The organism is Pseudomonas sp. Larv2_ips (genome assembly GCF_963879675.1).
Classification (GTDB): Bacteria; Pseudomonadota; Gammaproteobacteria; order Pseudomonadales; family Pseudomonadaceae; genus Aquipseudomonas.
In genome coordinates this window covers 352,539-369,183 of the sequence record NZ_CAWOAW010000006.1, presented here as the reverse complement: position 1 = coordinate 369,183, position 16,645 = coordinate 352,539, and the positions used below count along the sequence as shown (strand labels likewise).

Sequence of the window (16,645 nt, the reverse complement as noted above, 5' to 3'; positions counted from 1 at the left end):
GGACTTTATGGCCCGTTTCGAACTGCAAAAACTCTACATTGACGGCGGCTACAGCGACGCTGGCAGCGATGCCACCTTCGAAGCCATCAACCCGGCTAACGGTGAAGTTCTCGCCCAAGTGCAACGTGCTACCAAGGAAGACGTTGAACGCGCCGTGGTCAGCGCCGAAAAAGGCCAGAAAATCTGGGCCGCGATGACCGCCATGGAGCGTTCGCGCATCCTGCGTCGTGCCGTCGACATCCTGCGCGAGCGCAACGATGAGCTGGCCGCGCTGGAAACCCTGGACACCGGTAAAGCCTTCTCCGAAACCCAATACGTCGACATCGTCACCGGCGCCGACGTGCTGGAATACTACGCAGGCCTGGTGCCGGCCATCGAAGGCGAGCAGATCCCACTGCGCGACACCTCGTTCGTCTACACCCGCCGCGAGCCGCTGGGCGTGGTCGCCGGTATCGGCGCGTGGAACTACCCGATCCAGATCGCCCTGTGGAAATCCGCACCGGCCCTGGCTGCCGGTAACGCGATGATCTTCAAGCCAAGCGAAGTCACCTCGCTGACCACCCTGAAACTGGCCGAGATCTACACCGAAGCTGGCGTGCCGGCTGGCGTGTTCAACGTCCTGACCGGCAGCGGCCGTGAAGTCGGCACCTGGCTGACCGAGCACCCGCGCATCGAGAAAGTCTCGTTCACCGGCGGCACCGACACCGGCAAGAAAGTCATGGCCAGCGCTTCGAGCTCTTCGCTCAAAGAAGTGACCATGGAACTGGGCGGCAAGTCCCCGCTGATCGTGTTCGAAGACGCCGACCTGGATCGCGCGGCCGACATCGCGATGATGGCCAACTTCTACAGCTCCGGCCAGGTCTGCACCAACGGCACTCGTGTCTTTGTGCCCAAGCACCTGCAGGCGGCCTTCGAAGCCAAGATCGTTGAGCGCGTTGCGCGCATCCGCATTGGCGACCCGCAAGACGAGAACACCAACTTCGGCCCGCTGGTCAGCTTCGCCCACATGGAAAGCGTGCTCGGCTACATCGCCAAAGGTAAGGAAGAAGGCGCCCGCGTCCTGTGCGGCGGCGACCGTTTGACCGATGGCAACTTCGCCAAAGGCGCCTACGTGGCCCCGACCGTGTTCACCGACTGCACCGACGAGATGACCATCGTCCGTGAAGAAATCTTCGGCCCAGTGATGAGCATCCTCACTTACGAGACCGAAGAAGAAGTGATCCGCCGCGCCAACGACACCGACTTCGGCCTGGCTGCTGGCCTGGTCACCAAAGACCTGAACCGCGCTCACCGCGTGATTCATCAGCTGGAAGCGGGTATCTGCTGGATCAACGCCTGGGGCGAATCCGACGCCAAGATGCCGGTCGGTGGCTACAAGCAATCCGGTGTGGGCCGTGAGAACGGCATCAGCTCGCTGAACAACTTCACCCGCATCAAATCGGTACAGGTTGAGCTGGGCGACTACGCCTCGGTGTTCTAACACCCAAGCGTTGGATTGCCTGTGAGGCCGCCATCGGGGGCAAGCCCCCTCCCACATTTGGCATGCAGTCCCCTGTGGGAGGGGGCTTGCCCCCGATGAGGCCCGACCTGACCACACTTCAAAGAGGGTGCATTTATGTCCCAAGAATACGATTACATCATTGTGGGTGCCGGCTCCGCCGGTAACACCCTGGCGACCCGTCTGACCGAAGACGAAGGCGTCACCGTCCTGCTGCTGGAAGCCGGCGGCCCGGATTACCGTTTTGACTTCCGTACCCAAATGCCGGCCGCGCTGGCGTTCCCGCTGCAAGGCCGTCGCTACAACTGGGCCTACGAAACCGATCCAGAGCCGCACATGGACGGTCGCCGGATGGAATGCGGTCGCGGCAAGGGCCTGGGCGGCTCCTCGCTGATCAACGGCATGTGCTACATCCGTGGCAACGCGATGGACTACGACAACTGGTCGAAGCTGCCAGGTCTGGAAAACTGGACTTACCTCGACTGCCTGCCGTACTTCCGCAAAGCCGAAACCCGCGACATCGGCCCGAACGACTACCACGGTGGCGATGGCCCGGTCAGCGTGACCACGCCTAAAGCCGGCAACAACCCCCTGTTCCACGCCATGGTTGAAGCCGGCGTGCAGGCCGGTTACCCGCGCACCGACGACTTGAACGGCTACCAGCAAGAAGGCTTCGGCCCGATGGACCGTACCGTCACGCCTAAAGGCCGTCGCGCCAGCACCGCTCGCGGTTACCTGGACACGGCTAAAAAGCGTTCGACCCTGACCATCGTCACCCACGCCCTCACCGACAAAGTCTTGTTTGAAGGCAAGCGTGCCGTTGGCGTGCGTTACCTGATCGGCGCCGCAGAAGAGCGCGTTGAAGCCCGTGCGCGTAAAGAAGTATTGGTGTGCAGCGGCGCAATCGCGTCGCCGCAACTGCTGCAACGCTCCGGTGTGGGCCCGGCCAAACTGCTCGAAAGCCTCGACATCCCGGTGGTTCACGACCTGCCAGGCGTCGGCGAAAACCTGCAGGACCACCTTGAGCTGTACCTGCAATATGCCTGCACCCAGCCAGTGTCGCTGTACCCGTCGCTGCTCTGGTACAACCAACCGGCCATTGGTGCCGAGTGGCTGTTCAACGGCACTGGCATCGGCGCCAGCAACCAGTTCGAGGCCGGCGGTTTTATCCGTTCGCGTCCGGAATTCGAATGGCCGAACATCCAGTACCACTTCCTGCCGGTGGCGATTAACTACAACGGCAGCAACGGTGTGAAAGAGCACGGTTTCCAAGCACACATGGGTTCCATGCGTTCGCCAAGCCGTGGCCGCGTGCAATTGAAGTCGAAGAACCCACGGGATTACCCGAGCATCCTCTTCAACTACATGGCCACCGAGCAGGACTGGCAGGAATTCCGTGACGGCATCCGCCTGACCCGTGAAATCATGCAACAGCCGGCGCTGGACCAATACCGTGGCCGCGAAATCAGCCCGGGTATTGAAGTGCAAACCGATGAGCAACTCGACAAGTTCATCCGCGAGCACGCCGAAACCGCGTTCCACCCGTCCTGCTCGTGCAAGATGGGCACCGACGAGATGGCTGTAGTGGATGGCGAAGGCCGTGTGCATGGCATGCAGGGTCTGCGCGTTGTGGATGCGTCGATCATGCCGATCATCACCACCGGTAACCTGAACGCGCCGACGATCATGATCGCCGAAAAAATCGCCGACAAGATCCGTGGCCGTCAGCCGCTGCCGCGCAGCACTGCGGATTACTACGTGGCAGGCGACGCGCCAGTGCGTGGCAAGCCGATGCGTGAAGTGGGCCCGACCGCGCAGTAACTGATACACCGCGGCGCTCCTATCGGGGGCAAGCCCCCTCCCACACTTGATCGGGTGCACAGGGTCAAAATGTGGGAGGGGGCTTGCCCCCGATAGGGCCCGACCAGACGCTGCAAAACCTCTTTCCTTGATCAGCTCCCAGCCCAGGCCTACTCTATTTGCCTGCCCGCGCCGAGCCGCCCACAAGGAAGGCCCCATGTTTGACCACCACGCCACACTCAAAAAGCACTTCAGTGCCCTGCGCACCACCGCCGACTTCTTCTCCCTGCGCTACGTGCGCGAGTCCGGCCAGTACCTCTCTGTGCGCAAAAACGTCGCCGAGCCGCCCCATCTGAACCACGACGAGGGCGCCATGCTCACCGTGCGTCTGAACGGCGTGGAAGCCTACGCCGCCACCAACGATATCTCCCTTGCCGGCCTGCAAGCCGCCCTTGAGCGTGCTGAACAGCAAGCCCGGCGGATCTTGCCCCACGCCCTGCTCGACCTGCACACGCAGCCGGTCTCCAGTGACGTCGCCGACTACCTGTCACCGGACCTCGACCAGCCCTTCCTATCCTTGAGCGACTGCTACCAATTGCTGGGCGATGAGTCTGCCAGCGTGCCCAAGGACGAGCGTCTGGTCAGTTGGGAAGTCAGCCTGGGCACCACCCGCGTGGAGCAGATCTACCTCAACAGCGCCGGTGCCGAACTGCGCCAGGCTCAGCGTTTCGTCTACCCGGGCCTGAGCGTCACCGCGTTTGACGGCAACGACAGCCAGACCCGCACCCTGGGCGGCACCAACTTCGGCCAACAAGGCAGTGCGAACGTGATTCGCCGCTTCGGCCTGGCCGGCGCCGCCCGCCAGGTGGCCGACGAAGCCCTGCAACTGCTGCTCGCGCCCAACACACCAAACGGCCCGCGTGATCTGCTGCTGATGCCCGACCAGATGATCCTGCAGATCCACGAGTCCATCGGTCACCCGCTGGAACTGGACCGCATCCTGGGTGATGAGCGCAATTACGCCGGCACCAGCTTTGTGAAGGCCAGCGATTTTGGCCACCTGCAATACGGCTCGCCCTTGCTCAACGTGACCTTCGACCCGGACATTCCCGAGCAGCTCGCCAGCTACAGCCATGACGACGACGGCACCCGCGCCACCAAGCAGTTCCTGATCCGCGACGGTCTGCTGCTCAAGCCATTGGGCGGCGCGCTGTCGCAATTTCGCTCGGGGCTCGGCGGGGTCGCTAACAGCCGCGCGTGCAGCTGGAACCGCGCGCCGATCGACCGCATGGCCAACTTGAACATCGAGGCCGGCGACAAAACCCAGGCCGAACTCGTTAGCGGCATCGAGCATGGCATTCTGATGAGCACCAACCGCTCCTGGTCCATTGACGATGCGCGCAATAAATTCCAGTTCGGCTGCGAGTGGGGCCAACTGATCGAAAACGGCGAGCTCAAGGGCGTGGTGAAGAACCCCAACTACCGTGCGATTTCCGCGCAGTTCTGGCGCAAGCTCAGCGCCGTCGGCGACGCCAGCACCTTCAAGGTGTTGGGCACGCCGAATTGCGGCAAAGGCGAGCCCAACCAAGTGATTCGCGTGGGTCACGCGTCACCGGCGTGTGTGTTCAGTGATGTCGACGTATTTGGGGGAGATGCCTGATGAACAACTTCAAGGCACTGGTGAACTGGCTCAAGCAGGCCATCACCGACAAGGAACAATTTCACCTCGGCTACGCAGACGAATCATCCGAGTTTGTACGCTTCAACCACGCCCAGGTGCGCCAGGCCGGCCAGGTGCAACAGGCCAGCCTCAACCTCAAGCTGATCAACGACGGCCGCCACGCCGACCTCGGCATTACCCTGGCCGGTGAGCCGGAACTGGACCGCCAGCGCCTCGCCGATGGCCTGCAACAGTTGCGCGAAACCTTGCCTTTGCTGCCACAGGACCCATACCTGCTGCTGAACCACAACGCCTGGCAAAGCCATAACGAGCAGTTACGACCGCTGCCGGAACTGGCCCAGGTGCTGGAAGACATCAGCCAGGCCGCAGAAGGCGTGGACCTGGTCGGCTTTTACGCTGCTGGCCCGATCAGCCGTGGGTTCGCCAGTTCCGACGGCGCGTTCGGCTGGCATCAGGCCAACAGTTTCAACTTCGATTTCAGCCTGTTCCACGCCAATGGCGAAGCGGTCAAAGCCAGCTACGCCGGGCACACCTGGAACAGCGCCGAATTCGCCGCACGCTTCCAGCAGGCGCGCGAGCAACTGGCGTTTCTTGGGCGCCCGCTGCACCAGCTCGCCCCTGGGCAGTACCGCGCCTACTTGGCGCCGGCAGCGCTGGAAGAAATCATCAGCATCATCACCTGGGGCGGGTTTTCCGCTCAGGCCATCGCCAGCAAAGCCAGCTCGTTGCAAAAGCTGTATGCCGGTGAGCAGTCGTTGAGCCCATTGGTAAAAGTCGATGAGCAGATCAGCGGCTCGCTGAGCCAGGCGTTCTCCACCGAAGGCTACCCGCGCGGGGACGTCACGCTGATCAACGCGGGCAAAGCCGAGGGCCAGTTGATCAACTCGCGCAGCGCCGCCGAATACGGCCTGAGCACCAACGGTGCCAGCAGCGACGAGTCGCCCAGCGCCTTGCAGATGGCGGCGGGCAGCCTCGCCCAGGCCGATATCCTCAAGCAATTGGGCACCGGGCTGTACATCAGCAACCTGTGGTACTTGAACTACTCCGACCTGCCAGCCGCCCGCCTGACCGGCATGACGCGTTTTGCCACCTTCTGGGTGGAAGACGGCGAGATCAAGGCGCCGGTCAGCACCATGCGTTTTGATGACAGCGTCTATCAGTTGCTCGGTTCACAGCTGGAAGCGCTGACGGCTGAGCGGGAGTTGCTGTTGTCGGCCAGTACGTATAGCCAGCGCAATACCGCGTCCAACTTGTTGCCAGGCGCGTTGGTCAAACGCCTGACTCTCACCCTGTAAACACCACCACCCCCTGTGGGAGCGGGCTTGCTCGCGAAAGCGTCGTATCAGTAGACATACCTGTTAACTGACCCACCGCTTTCGCGAGCAAGCCCGCTCCCACAAGGGGTTTCGCTGATTTCATACATCACTGCTCCACCCCCTCCTACTGTCATTTCCCTTCTTCGCCGCCCGCGAACACGGCCGGTTGTCGCCCGTAAAAAACCTCGTTATAACGGTTAGTGGCACCCCGCCACTAACCCCACGTGTGCGCACGTGATGCATGACCTTGCCTGGATTGGGCAAGCTGGAGCGTTGACATGGACCATGGAAGTTTTGTCATAGAAGGGCTGTTCAAACACTACAACGTTCACGTTGAGCAGCTCGGTAACGATTCGGAAAAGAAAACCGTCCTGATGGTCAATGGGGCACTGTCCACCACCCGCTCCTTCGCCCGCACCAGCAAATGCCTGGCGGAACACTTCAATGTGCTGCTGTTCGATCTGCCGTTCTCCGGCCTTTCGCGCGAGCACAACAGCAACCTTGACCTGGTCACCAAGGACGACGAAGTCCAAATCCTGCGTGCCCTGGTGGAACGTTTCCAGGTCAGCCACCTGGTGTCGGCCTCCTGGGGCGGCATCTCCACGCTGCTGACCCTGGCGCACAACCCGCCCTCTATCGAAAGCTCGGTGGTGATGGCCCTGGCGCCCAACCTCAACCAGGCCATGCTCGACTATGTCGAGCGCGTGCGCGTGTTGATCGAGGCGGATGACAAGTCCGCCGTCGGTCACCTGCTCAACGAGACGGTCGGCAAATACCTGTCACCCAGGCTCAAGCGCAATAACCACCGGCACCTGTCGAACATGGCCACCACCGAGTACCGCCAGGCGCGCTTTCATATCCACCAGGTGCTGGGGCTGGGCGATGGCAACTACTTGCCGGCGCTCACGCAGATCGAAACACCGGTGCATTTCATCAACGGCGCGCTGGATGAGTACACCCCGGCAGCGGAGGCCCGGCTGTTCAAACAGTATGTGGGCCGCAGCACGTTCGCCGTCGCCGAACACACCGGCCACTTGCTCGACCTTGAATCCCGCGAGGCTGCGCTGGCGGTGCACCGTGCGCTGCTGGATTACCTCGTCGGAGAGCACGCGACATTGTCAGATTTAGACGAACCGCCAGTGGGAAAAGGAGCGACGGATGGCGCATAATCGCCGACACATAGCCTGCTAACAAAAAGGTAGCTCATGCCCAATCGCGCCCCTCTCGACGCCAAGACCGCCCGCTGGCTCCCCTGGGTGGTGGCGATTGCCTTCTTCATGCAGTCGCTGGATGGGACGATTCTCAACACCGCACTGCCGGCCATGGCCCGGGACCTCGCGGAAAACCCGCTGCGCATGCAAGGCGTGGTGATTGCTTACATGCTCACCGTCGCCTTGCTGATCCCGGCCTCGGGTTGGGTCGCCGACCGCTTCGGCACCAAAAAAATCTTCTTTGGCGCGATCATGCTGTTCAGCATTGGCTCGCTGCTGTGTGCCCTGTCCAGCAGCTTGACCATGCTGGTGGGCGCGCGGGTCATCCAGGGCTTGGGCGGCGCGCTGATGCTGCCGGTGGGGCGACTGGTCGTCTTACGCGCTTATCCGCGCTCCGAACTGGTGCGGATCATGGGCTTCATTACCATTCCCGGCCTGCTCGGCCCATTGCTCGGCCCGACCATGGGCGGCTGGATGGTGCAATACCTGACCTGGCACTGGATCTTCCTGATCAACCTGCCGGTGGGCATGATCGGATGCTACGCCGTGTGGAAACTCATCCCCGACTTGCGCGGCAGCGAGCGCACGCGTTTCGACAGCGTGGGGTTCGTGCTGTTTGGCGCGGCGATGGTGCTGATCACCATCGCCATGGAGGGCCTGGGCGAATTGCACTTGCCGCATTTGCGCGTGATGTTGCTGCTGTTCGGCGGGCTGGCGTGCCTGGCGGCGTATTGGCTGCGCGCCGGGCATATCGACAACCCGCTGTTCTCGCCGGTGCTGTTCAAGACGCGCACCTTTGCCGTGGGCATTCTCGGCAACCTGTTCGCCCGCCTGGGCAGCGGCGCATTGCCGTTTCTGGTGCCGCTGCTGTTGCAGGTGGCGCTCGGTTACTCGCCGTCCGAAGCCGGGATGAGCATGCTGCCCCTGGCGGCGGCGGCGATGTTTGCCAAGTCCATCGCCCGGCCGCTGATCGAGCGCCTGGGCTACCGCGTGGTGCTGACCGGCAACACCCTGGCGCTGGGCATCATGCTGGCGAGCATGGGCCTGGTCAGCGAGCAGACGCCCTATCCGCTTCTACTGGTAATGCTGGCGGTGCTGGGTGCGATCAACTCCTTGCAGTTCACCGCAATGAACACCGTCACCCTGATCGACCTCGACGACGCCCAGGCCAGCAGCGGCAACAGTTTGCTCTCGGTGGTGGCGCAGTTGTCCCTGAGCCTTGGGGTGGCGTGCGCCGGTGCGCTGCTGGGTGGTTTCACCGCTGAAGTGGGCAACGATGGGGTCGACACCGTGCTCGGCGCGTTCCAATTGACCTTCGTCACCGTGGGCATCATGGCGATGCTGGCGGCAGCGATCTTCCTGCAATTGTCGCCAAAAGACGGCAAACGCGTGGTCAGCCGTGAGCACGACATTGAGCATTAGCAGCAGCGGCAAGCGTCAAGCTGTAAGCCTCAAGCCGGCGGCTTGCCGCGCGTAACTTGCCGCTGCCCGCCTCCCCTCGTCTAGAACTTGCGAGAAAAACCCCGGCGGGCTGCTACACTGCGCGACATTTTGTTTTGCAGAGCCAGTCCCGTGACTACCATCGCCACCGCTTTTAATACTTTGCCGCTCTCCGCCGCCATGCTGGCTAACCTCGACTCGCTGGGTTATGTCGAGATGACGCAGATCCAGGCGCAAAGCTTGCCGGTGATCCTCAAGGGGCTGGACCTGATTGCCCAGGCCAAGACCGGCAGCGGTAAAACCGCCGCCTTCGGCATCGGCCTGTTGAACCCGATCAACCCGCGCTACTTCGGCTGCCAGGCGCTGGTGATGTGCCCGACGCGTGAGCTGGCCGACCAGGTCGCCAAGGAAATCCGTCGCCTGGCGCGCGCCGAAGACAACATCAAGGTGCTGACCCTGTGCGGCGGCGTGTCCCTCGGCCCGCAGATTGCCTCGCTGGAACACGGCGCCCACGTCATCGTCGGCACACCGGGCCGCATCCAGCAGCACCTGCGCAAGGGTTCGCTGGTGCTGGACGGTTTGAACACACTGATCCTCGACGAAGCTGACCGCATGCTCGACATGGGCTTCTACGACGCCATCGAAGACATCATCAGCAAGACCCCGGCGCGCCGCCAGACCCTGCTGTTCTCGGCTACCTACCCGGTGAGCATCAAGCAGCTGGCGTCCAAGTTCATGCGCGCGCCGCAGCAAGTGAAGGCCGAAGCGTTCCACTCCGACGACCAGATCGAACAGCGCTTCTACGAGATCTCGCCGGAAGAGCGCATGGACGCCGTGACCAAGGTGCTGGCGCATTTCCGCCCGGCCTCGTGCGTGGCGTTCTGCTTTACCAAGCAGCAAGTGCAGGAAACCGTGGATCACCTGACGTCCAAAGGCATTTCCGCCGTCGGCCTGCATGGCGACCTGGAACAGCGCGACCGTGACCAGGTACTGGCGATGTTCGCCAACCGCAGCACCTCGGTGCTGGTCGCCACCGACGTGGCCGCGCGGGGCCTGGACATTGACTCGCTGGACATGGTGATCAACGTCGAACTGGCCCGCGACTCGGAAATCCACATTCACCGCGTAGGCCGTACCGGCCGCGCGGGCGAAACCGGCATCGCCATCAGCCTGGTGGCGCCGTCCGAAGCGCATCGCGCCCAGGCCATCGAGCAACTGCAGAAGTCGCCGCTGAACTGGGACCAGCTGGACAACCTCAAGCCACAAAGCGGCGGCCCGTTGCTGCCGCAGATGAGCACCCTGTGCATCGCCGCTGGCCGTAAAGACAAGGTTCGCCCAGGCGACATTCTCGGCGCATTGACCGGTGAAGCCGGCATTCCGGGTGCCCAGGTCGGCAAAATCGCGATCTTTGACTTCCAGGCCTTTGTGGCCGTGGAACGCGGGATCGCCAAGCAGGCGCTGCAGCGTTTGAATGACGGCAAAATCAAAGGCCGTTCGTTGCGCGTGCGCATCCTGTAAAAACACCGCGTTCCTGTTGTAGGAACCGAATCAATGTGGGAGCCGGGCTTGCCCGCGATGCAGGCGACTCGGTCTGACAGATCGACCGAGTTGATGCATCGCAGGCAAGCCAGCTCCCACATTTGATTGCATTTCAGATCAATTTTTTTGTGAGGACATTGCTGTGCGCTCGACCGAAGTTGTGATCATTGGCGCCGGCGCCGCAGGCTTGATGTGCGCGCTGACCGCCGCCGGGCGTGGGCGCAAGGTGATGTTGATCGACCACGCGAACAAGGCCGGCAAAAAGATCCTGATGTCCGGCGGTGGCCGCTGCAATTTCACCAACATGTACACCGAGCCGGCCAACTTCCTTTCGCACAACGCGCACTTCTGCAAGTCTGCGCTGGCCCGCTACACCCAGTGGGATTTTATCGGGCTGGTGGCCAAGCATGGCGTGCCGTACCACGAGAAGAAGCTTGGCCAGTTGTTCTGCGATAACAAGTCCAGCGACATCCTCGGCATGCTGCTCGATGAATGCATACAAGCCGGCGTGAGCATGCACCTGGACACGTCGGTTCAGGAAATTGCCAAGCTGGAGGCCGGTTATCAGTTGCAAACCACCCTGGGTGAGTTGCGCTGCGAATCCCTGGTAATCGCCACGGGCGGCCTGTCGATTCCGACCTTGGGCGCTACCGGGTTCGGTTATCAGGTAGCCAAGCAGTTCGGCCATGAACTGCTGCCGACCCGCGCAGGGTTGGTGCCGTTTACCATCACCGACCAGCTCAAGGACTTGTGCGGCGAGCTGTCCGGCACCTCGGTGGACTGCCTGGTCAGCTGCAACGACCAGAGCTTTCGCGAGAACATCCTGTTTACTCACCGCGGCCTGAGCGGGCCGGCGATCTTGCAGATTTCCTCGTACTGGGAAACCGGCGACACGGTCGAAATCAACCTGCTGCCCGACCACGACGCCCACGCCTGGCTGCAACAGCAACAGGTCGAGCGCCCCAACAGCGAGTTGAAAACCCTGCTGGGTGAGATCTTTACCAAGAAGATGGCCAACCTGCTGGCCGACACCTGGTTTGCGTCCAAACCGATGAAGCAGTACACCCACGCCGAAATCGCTGACATCGCGCAAAAGCTGTCGAGCTGGCAACTGGTGCCGGCGGGCACTGAAGGCTATCGCACGGCCGAGGTCACGCTGGGTGGAGTTGATACGCGGGAAGTGTCGTCCAAGACCATGGAATCGCTGAAAAGCCCTGGGCTCTACTTCATCGGCGAAGTGCTGGATGTGACCGGTCACCTGGGCGGGTTCAACTTCCAGTGGGCCTGGGCGTCGGGCTACGCCGCCGCGCAATACGCCTGACGCCGCTTAAACCTTGAAATGCAAAACCCTGTGGGAGCTGGCTTGCCTGCGACAGCGGCGTTGGATTTACCATCGCTATCGCAGGCAAGCCAGCTCCCACATTAGATTTGGGGCGCCTGGAAGTTATTTTGCGCAATTGATGTGATCGCCACGCTTGCCGTGACGTCCTTGATAGCTCAATTTAGCGGCATCGTCCCGGAAGACTCCAGCCTTCATGTCATCGACCTCGTTCAAGCAGTCCATGCGGCGCCTGTGGGCGCTGGATAAATTCAGTTACAGCGTACGGGTGTTCATCGCCCTCACCGGCAGCATGGCGCTGTGCTGGTATCAGGACGAAATGACGCTGCTGATCCCGCTGTTCCTGGGGATTATCGCCAGCGCCCTGGCCGAGACCGATGACAGTTGGCAAGGCCGCCTCAACGCTCTGGCGGTGACGCTGGTGTGTTTCAGCATCGCCGCGCTGTCGGTGGAGCTGCTGTTCCCTTACCCGTGGATTTTCGCGATCGCCCTGGCCCTGGCCAGTTTCTGCCTGACCATGCTGGGTGCGCTGGGCGAACGCTATGGCGCGATTGCTTCGGCGACGCTGATTCTGTCGGTGTACACCATGATTGGTGTGGACCAGCGCGGGGGCGCCGTCTCTGATTTCTGGCACGAACCGCTGCTGCTGGTGGCGGGTGCCGCCTGGTATGGCGTGCTCTCGGTGCTGTGGCAGGCACTGTTTTCCAACCAGCCGGTGCAGCAAAGCCTGGCGCGGCTGTTTCGCGAACTGGGGCGTTATCTCAAACTCAAATCATCCTTGTTCGAACCGATCCGCCAGCTGGATGTAGAGGCTCGCCGCCTGGAACTCGCCCAGCAAAACGGGCGCGTTGTAGCAGCGCTGAATGCGGCGAAGGAAATCATCCTGCACCGCGTGGGCAATGGTCGGCCCGGCTCGAAGGTCAGCCGCTACTTGAAGCTGTACTTCCTTGCTCAGGACATCCACGAACGCGCCAGCTCCTCGCACTACCCGTACAACGCCCTGGCCGACGCCTTTTTCCACAGCGACGTGCTGTTCCGCTGTCAGCGCCTGTTGCGCCAGCAAGGCAAAGCCTGCGAAACCCTGGGCGAGTCGATCCAGCTGCGCCAGCCATTCATTTATGACGACAGCTTTGCCGAAGCGCTGGGCGACCTGAATGCCTCGCTGGAACACCTGCGCATCCAGAGCAACCCTGCCTGGCGCGGCCTGCTGCGCTCGTTGCGCGCCCTGGCAGCCAACCTGTCGACCCTTGACCGCCTGCTCGGCGACGCCAGCAACCCCGATGCCCTCGCGGACGCCACCGACAGCAACCTGCTGGACCGTGCGCCACGCAACCTCAAGGAAATGTGGACGCGCCTGCGCACGCAACTGACGCCGACCTCGCTGCTGTTCCGCCATGCCTTGCGCCTGGCCCTGGCGCTGACCATTGGCTACGGCACCCTGCATGCGATTCACGCCTCCCAGGGTTATTGGATCATCCTCACCACCCTGTTCGTGTGCCAGCCCAACTATGGCGCCACCCGGCGCAAACTCGGCCAACGGATCATCGGCACGGCCATCGGCCTGACCGTGGCCTGGGCCCTGTTCGACCTGTTCCCAAGCCCGCTGGTGCAATCGCTGTTCGCCATCGCCGCCGGCCTGGTGTTCTTTATCAACCGCACCACCCGCTACACCCTGGCCACGGCGGCGATCACCTTGATGGTGTTGTTCTGCTTCAACCAGGTGGGTGATGGCTACGGGCTGTTCCTGCCACGGCTGTTCGATACGCTGATTGGCAGCCTGATCGCGGGCCTGGCGGTGTTCCTGTTCCTGCCGGACTGGCAAGGCCGGCGCCTGAACAAGGTGCTGGCCAACACCCTGACCTGCAACAGCATCTACCTGCGCCAGATCATGCAGCAATACGCCGCCGGCAAGAGCGACGACCTGGCCTACCGCCTGGCCCGGCGCAACGCGCACAACGCCGATGCGGCGCTGTCCACCACGCTGGCAAACATGCTGATGGAGCCTGGGCACTTTCGCAAAGAAGCTGACGTAGGCTTCCGCTTTTTGGTGCTGTCGCACACCTTGCTCAGCTACCTGTCGGGGCTGGGCGCACACCGGGAAACCCAGCTGCCGGCCGAAGTGCGTGAGCACTTGATCGACGGCGCCGGCAACAGCCTGGCAGCGAGTATCGACGAGATCGCCACGGGGCTGGCCAACAAGCAGCCGATCGCGATTCAAAGCGACGCCGAAGAAGCCCTGGCGGCGGACCTGGAGCAGATGCCGGATGAGATCGATGAGGGGCAGCGGTTGGTGCAGACACAATTGGCGTTGATCTGCCGGCAGCTGGGGCCGTTGCGCACGCTGGCGGCGCACCTGATCAAGGACACCCGCGCGGCTTAGGCCGCCTTCGCGAGCAAGCCCGCTGCCACACTCGACCGCATTACAAAGGATGTGCGCGGTTGATGTGGCAGCGGGCTTGCTCGCGAAGAGGCCCGCAAGAGCACTACAAACTACATCCCATGCGCCTTCATCAACCGCGCATAACTGCCATCGACCTTCATCTTGGCAATCTCGCGGTCGAAACCGGCAATGATCTGCGCATGCTCGGGGTTCTTCAGGCTGACCAGAATATGCAGGCTGTTTTCACTCAACGGCTGGGGTAAAAACTCCACCGTATTGCGCACCCGTGGCGACTCGCGTGCCAGGTAATAGCGGGCGACATACTCGTCTTCCAGCGTCAGCCTCACGCGTTGCGCCGCGAGCATGCGCACGGCCATGGCGAAGTTATGCACCGGCACTTTCTGCAGCTGCGCATCCTGGTCGAACGCCGCCGAATAGGCATACCCGCGCACCACGGCGATGGGCTCACCGTGCAGCTGTTCCAGGTTCTGATAATCGATGGGGTCGTCCCGGCGCTTGATAAACCGCACGCGGTTGAGCAGGTATTCAGCGGAAAACTGCCCCAGTTGCGTGCGCGCCTCGTCGTACCAGGCATTGACCAACACGTCATAGCGGCCATCACCCACACCCATCAACGCTCGCGCCCAAGGTACCTGCTCAAAGTCACTGGCGTAGCCGGCGCGCGCCAGGGCCGTGCTGACAATGTCGGTGGCCAGCCCACCGTTGATCAATGTCGAATCGGTAAACGGTGGCCAGGCATCCGCTACCAAACGCAGACGTTGTGCGACCGCTGGCGTGGCCAGCAACAACACTCCTATCAAAGCAACGGCACGAGAAAATCGCGGCATGCTTAAAGTCCTTGGCGGGCAGGCAGTGGCCTGATAACAGTAGCTCATCAATGAGCCTGCATTGCAGATTACACAAAGAACCGGGCCGCGCTCGCACTGAATGATGGCAAATTGACGCCATTCACAAAAATGCTGAATTTAGACAGTCGTGACCGTCACGCTTACTATCGGCAACAGCCATTAACAAGAGAACACACCATGACGGTTAATTGGGTCTGCAAACACCAGGAAGACTTGGGCAAGGACCAGCTGTACGCCCTTCTGCGCTTGCGCAGCGAGGTCTTTGTTGTTGAACAGCAGTGCGTGTATCCAGACCTCGACGGGCAGGACCTTTCGGGTGATACCCACCACCTGATGGCCTGGAAAGACGACGAGCTGGTGGCCTACCTGCGCCTGCTGGACCCGGAATCCCAGGGCGGTGATGTGGTGATCGGCCGAGTGATCGTCGCGCCAGTGGCACGCGGCACCGGGCTGGGCCATCAAATGATGGAAGAAGCCCTCAAGCGGATTGACGACATCTGGCCTGAAACGCCGATTTTTCTGTCAGCCCAGGCGCATTTGCAGGGGTATTACGGGCGGTACGGGTTTGTGGCGGAGGGTGAGGAATACCTGGAGGACGATATTCCGCACATTGGCATGCGCCGCGCCTGATGGCCCCTTCGCGAGCAAGCCCGCTCCCACATTAACCGTGCACACCCTTTGAAACGCGGTCGAATGTGGGAGCGGGCTTGCTCGCGAAAGCGTCAGCCCCATCACCGCCCTATTTCAGGGATAACCCAACACCTGCTTGATCGCCCCCAGATTCGCCTCGATCCACTTGCGGTCGATCGCCCCCCAGCTACGAATCCGGTAGCGCCCGGCATGATTGCGCGCGCCGTCTTCCTGCTCGAACTCACACAGAATATCCAGGTCGGCCAATGCCGCAATCGTGTCCTGCGCCGTGCGCCGCGGCATGCCGGTGGCGTCGGTCAACGCCGGGACGCTGCTGGCCAGCCCGCTGTCGATCAGGTACGCCACGTACAGGCGGCGATAGAAACTGCTTTTGGTCTTGCTCACGTCCATGCTTGGTCGCCTGGTGAGGTTAGGGCTTGCCCTGCAAATCGCGATACGTGAGGTACACCCGCAGGTCGAATTCCACCTGATGGTAGCCGGGCATCATGTATTCGCAGAGTTTATAGAACGCCTTGTTGTGGTCCGATTCCTTGAAGTGCGCCAGTTCGTGCACAACGATCATGCGCAGAAATTCCGGCGCCGCCTCTTTGAACAACGCCGCGATGCGAATCTCTTTCTTGGATTTGAGATTGCCGCCCTGCACCCGTGAAATCGTGGTGTGCAGGCCCAGGGCGCGGTGGGTCAGGTCCAGGCGGTTGTCGAACAGCACTTTGTCGATGGCCGGCGCGTTACGCAGGTGTTCCTGCTTCAAGGCCAGGGCATAGCTGTACAACGCCTTGTCACTTTGCACCGCATGGCGCTCGGGGTAGCGTTGCTCCAGGTAGGCGCCCAACTGATCCTTGGCGATCATCTGGCGCACTTGCTCCTGGAGCGCTGCGGGGTAAGCCTGGAGGTATTTCAGCGCGGTCATGGGGTCTGCAA

At 61.9% G+C, this 16,645-nt stretch carries 13 protein-coding genes; 10 read left to right on the top strand and 3 right to left on the bottom strand.

The annotated features are described in order from the left end of the window. The first annotated feature begins 7 nt into the window (after positions 1 to 7). The 9 genes from betB to yccS all read left to right on the top strand — a co-directional run bounded on the left by betB (position 8) and on the right by yccS (position 14,204). Positions 8 to 1,480, top strand: coding sequence for a betaine-aldehyde dehydrogenase (gene betB / locus AACV02_RS03070; RefSeq protein ID WP_106575609.1), 1,473 nt, complete (start codon positions 8 to 10; stop codon positions 1,478 to 1,480). A gap of 135 nt (positions 1,481 to 1,615) precedes the next feature. Next, complete coding sequence (betA, locus tag AACV02_RS03065) at positions 1,616 to 3,319, top strand: choline dehydrogenase (RefSeq protein WP_119737535.1); 1,704 nt, start codon at positions 1,616 to 1,618, stop codon at positions 3,317 to 3,319. Between the two features lie 196 nt (positions 3,320 to 3,515). Next, the gene (locus AACV02_RS03060; protein ID WP_119737532.1) at positions 3,516 to 4,958 is read left to right on the top strand and encodes a TldD/PmbA family protein; all 1,443 of its coding nucleotides are present in this window, start codon (positions 3,516 to 3,518) and stop codon (positions 4,956 to 4,958) included. Further along, positions 4,958 to 6,274: a TldD/PmbA family protein gene (locus AACV02_RS03055; protein ID WP_119737530.1), complete on the top strand. Its 1,317-nt coding sequence runs from the start codon at positions 4,958 to 4,960 to the stop codon at positions 6,272 to 6,274. Before AACV02_RS03060 ends, AACV02_RS03055 begins: the two co-directional genes overlap by 1 nt. 299 nt (positions 6,275 to 6,573) lie before the next feature. Then, the gene (locus AACV02_RS03050; protein ID WP_119737528.1) at positions 6,574 to 7,464 is read left to right on the top strand and encodes an alpha/beta fold hydrolase; all 891 of its coding nucleotides are present in this window, start codon (positions 6,574 to 6,576) and stop codon (positions 7,462 to 7,464) included. Between the two features lie 36 nt (positions 7,465 to 7,500). Next, positions 7,501 to 8,928, top strand: a complete 1,428-nt coding sequence (mdtD, locus tag AACV02_RS03045; protein WP_119737527.1) for a multidrug transporter subunit MdtD — start codon at positions 7,501 to 7,503, stop codon at positions 8,926 to 8,928. Positions 8,929 to 9,126: 198 nt separating this feature from the next. Continuing rightward, complete coding sequence (gene dbpA / locus AACV02_RS03040; RefSeq protein WP_234452441.1) at positions 9,127 to 10,464, top strand: ATP-dependent RNA helicase DbpA; 1,338 nt, start codon at positions 9,127 to 9,129, stop codon at positions 10,462 to 10,464. Between the two features lie 163 nt (positions 10,465 to 10,627). After that, positions 10,628 to 11,806: an NAD(P)/FAD-dependent oxidoreductase gene (locus AACV02_RS03035; RefSeq protein ID WP_106575616.1), complete on the top strand. Its 1,179-nt coding sequence runs from the start codon at positions 10,628 to 10,630 to the stop codon at positions 11,804 to 11,806. 214 nt (positions 11,807 to 12,020) lie between these two features. Continuing rightward, entirely contained in the window at positions 12,021 to 14,204 is a 2,184-nt protein-coding gene (yccS, locus tag AACV02_RS03030) for a YccS family putative transporter (protein WP_106575617.1), read from the top strand. A gap of 110 nt (positions 14,205 to 14,314) precedes the next feature. On the opposite strand, the gene AACV02_RS03025 is transcribed toward yccS, so the two are convergent. Then, positions 14,315 to 15,052 carry a substrate-binding periplasmic protein gene (locus AACV02_RS03025; RefSeq protein WP_106575618.1) on the bottom strand — a complete coding sequence of 246 codons (738 nt, stop codon included), beginning with the start codon at positions 15,050 to 15,052 and terminating at the stop codon, positions 14,315 to 14,317. 198 nt (positions 15,053 to 15,250) lie between these two features. On the opposite strand from AACV02_RS03025, the gene AACV02_RS03020 reads away from it, so the two are divergent. Then, a complete protein-coding gene (locus AACV02_RS03020; RefSeq protein ID WP_119737526.1) occupies positions 15,251 to 15,703 on the top strand; it encodes a GNAT family N-acetyltransferase in 453 nt (150 codons plus the stop codon). Positions 15,704 to 15,817: 114 nt separating this feature from the next. Here AACV02_RS03020 and AACV02_RS03015 read toward each other — a convergent pair whose 3' ends face one another. Beyond that, positions 15,818 to 16,114: a winged helix-turn-helix domain-containing protein gene (locus tag AACV02_RS03015; RefSeq protein ID WP_106575620.1), complete on the bottom strand. Its 297-nt coding sequence runs from the start codon at positions 16,112 to 16,114 to the stop codon at positions 15,818 to 15,820. Positions 16,115 to 16,133: 19 nt separating this feature from the next. Next, entirely contained in the window at positions 16,134 to 16,634 is a 501-nt protein-coding gene (locus tag AACV02_RS03010; RefSeq protein ID WP_094949103.1) for a M48 metallopeptidase family protein, read from the bottom strand. Between the last annotated feature and the right edge of the window lie 11 nt (positions 16,635 to 16,645).

What these genes read in the sequence shown, in the direction of transcription:
- yccS (WP_106575617.1), top strand. Translation starts at nt 12,021, where the DNA reads ATGTCATCGACCTCGTTCAAGCAGTCCATGCGGCGCCTGTGGGCGCTG.
- AACV02_RS03025 (WP_106575618.1), bottom strand. Translation starts at nt 15,052, where the DNA reads ATGCCGCGATTTTCTCGTGCCGTTGCTTTGATAGGAGTGTTGTTGCTG.
- AACV02_RS03010 (WP_094949103.1), bottom strand. Translation starts at nt 16,634, where the DNA reads ATGACCGCGCTGAAATACCTCCAGGCTTACCCCGCAGCGCTCCAGGAG.
- mdtD (WP_119737527.1), top strand. Translation starts at nt 7,501, where the DNA reads ATGCCCAATCGCGCCCCTCTCGACGCCAAGACCGCCCGCTGGCTCCCC.
- AACV02_RS03020 (WP_119737526.1), top strand. Translation starts at nt 15,251, where the DNA reads ATGACGGTTAATTGGGTCTGCAAACACCAGGAAGACTTGGGCAAGGAC.
- AACV02_RS03050 (WP_119737528.1), top strand. Translation starts at nt 6,574, where the DNA reads ATGGACCATGGAAGTTTTGTCATAGAAGGGCTGTTCAAACACTACAAC.
- AACV02_RS03015 (WP_106575620.1), bottom strand. Translation starts at nt 16,114, where the DNA reads ATGGACGTGAGCAAGACCAAAAGCAGTTTCTATCGCCGCCTGTACGTG.
- AACV02_RS03055 (WP_119737530.1), top strand. Translation starts at nt 4,958, where the DNA reads ATGAACAACTTCAAGGCACTGGTGAACTGGCTCAAGCAGGCCATCACC.
- betA (WP_119737535.1), top strand. Translation starts at nt 1,616, where the DNA reads ATGTCCCAAGAATACGATTACATCATTGTGGGTGCCGGCTCCGCCGGT.
- betB (WP_106575609.1), top strand. Translation starts at nt 8, where the DNA reads ATGGCCCGTTTCGAACTGCAAAAACTCTACATTGACGGCGGCTACAGC.
- AACV02_RS03060 (WP_119737532.1), top strand. Translation starts at nt 3,516, where the DNA reads ATGTTTGACCACCACGCCACACTCAAAAAGCACTTCAGTGCCCTGCGC.
- dbpA (WP_234452441.1), top strand. Translation starts at nt 9,127, where the DNA reads ATGCTGGCTAACCTCGACTCGCTGGGTTATGTCGAGATGACGCAGATC.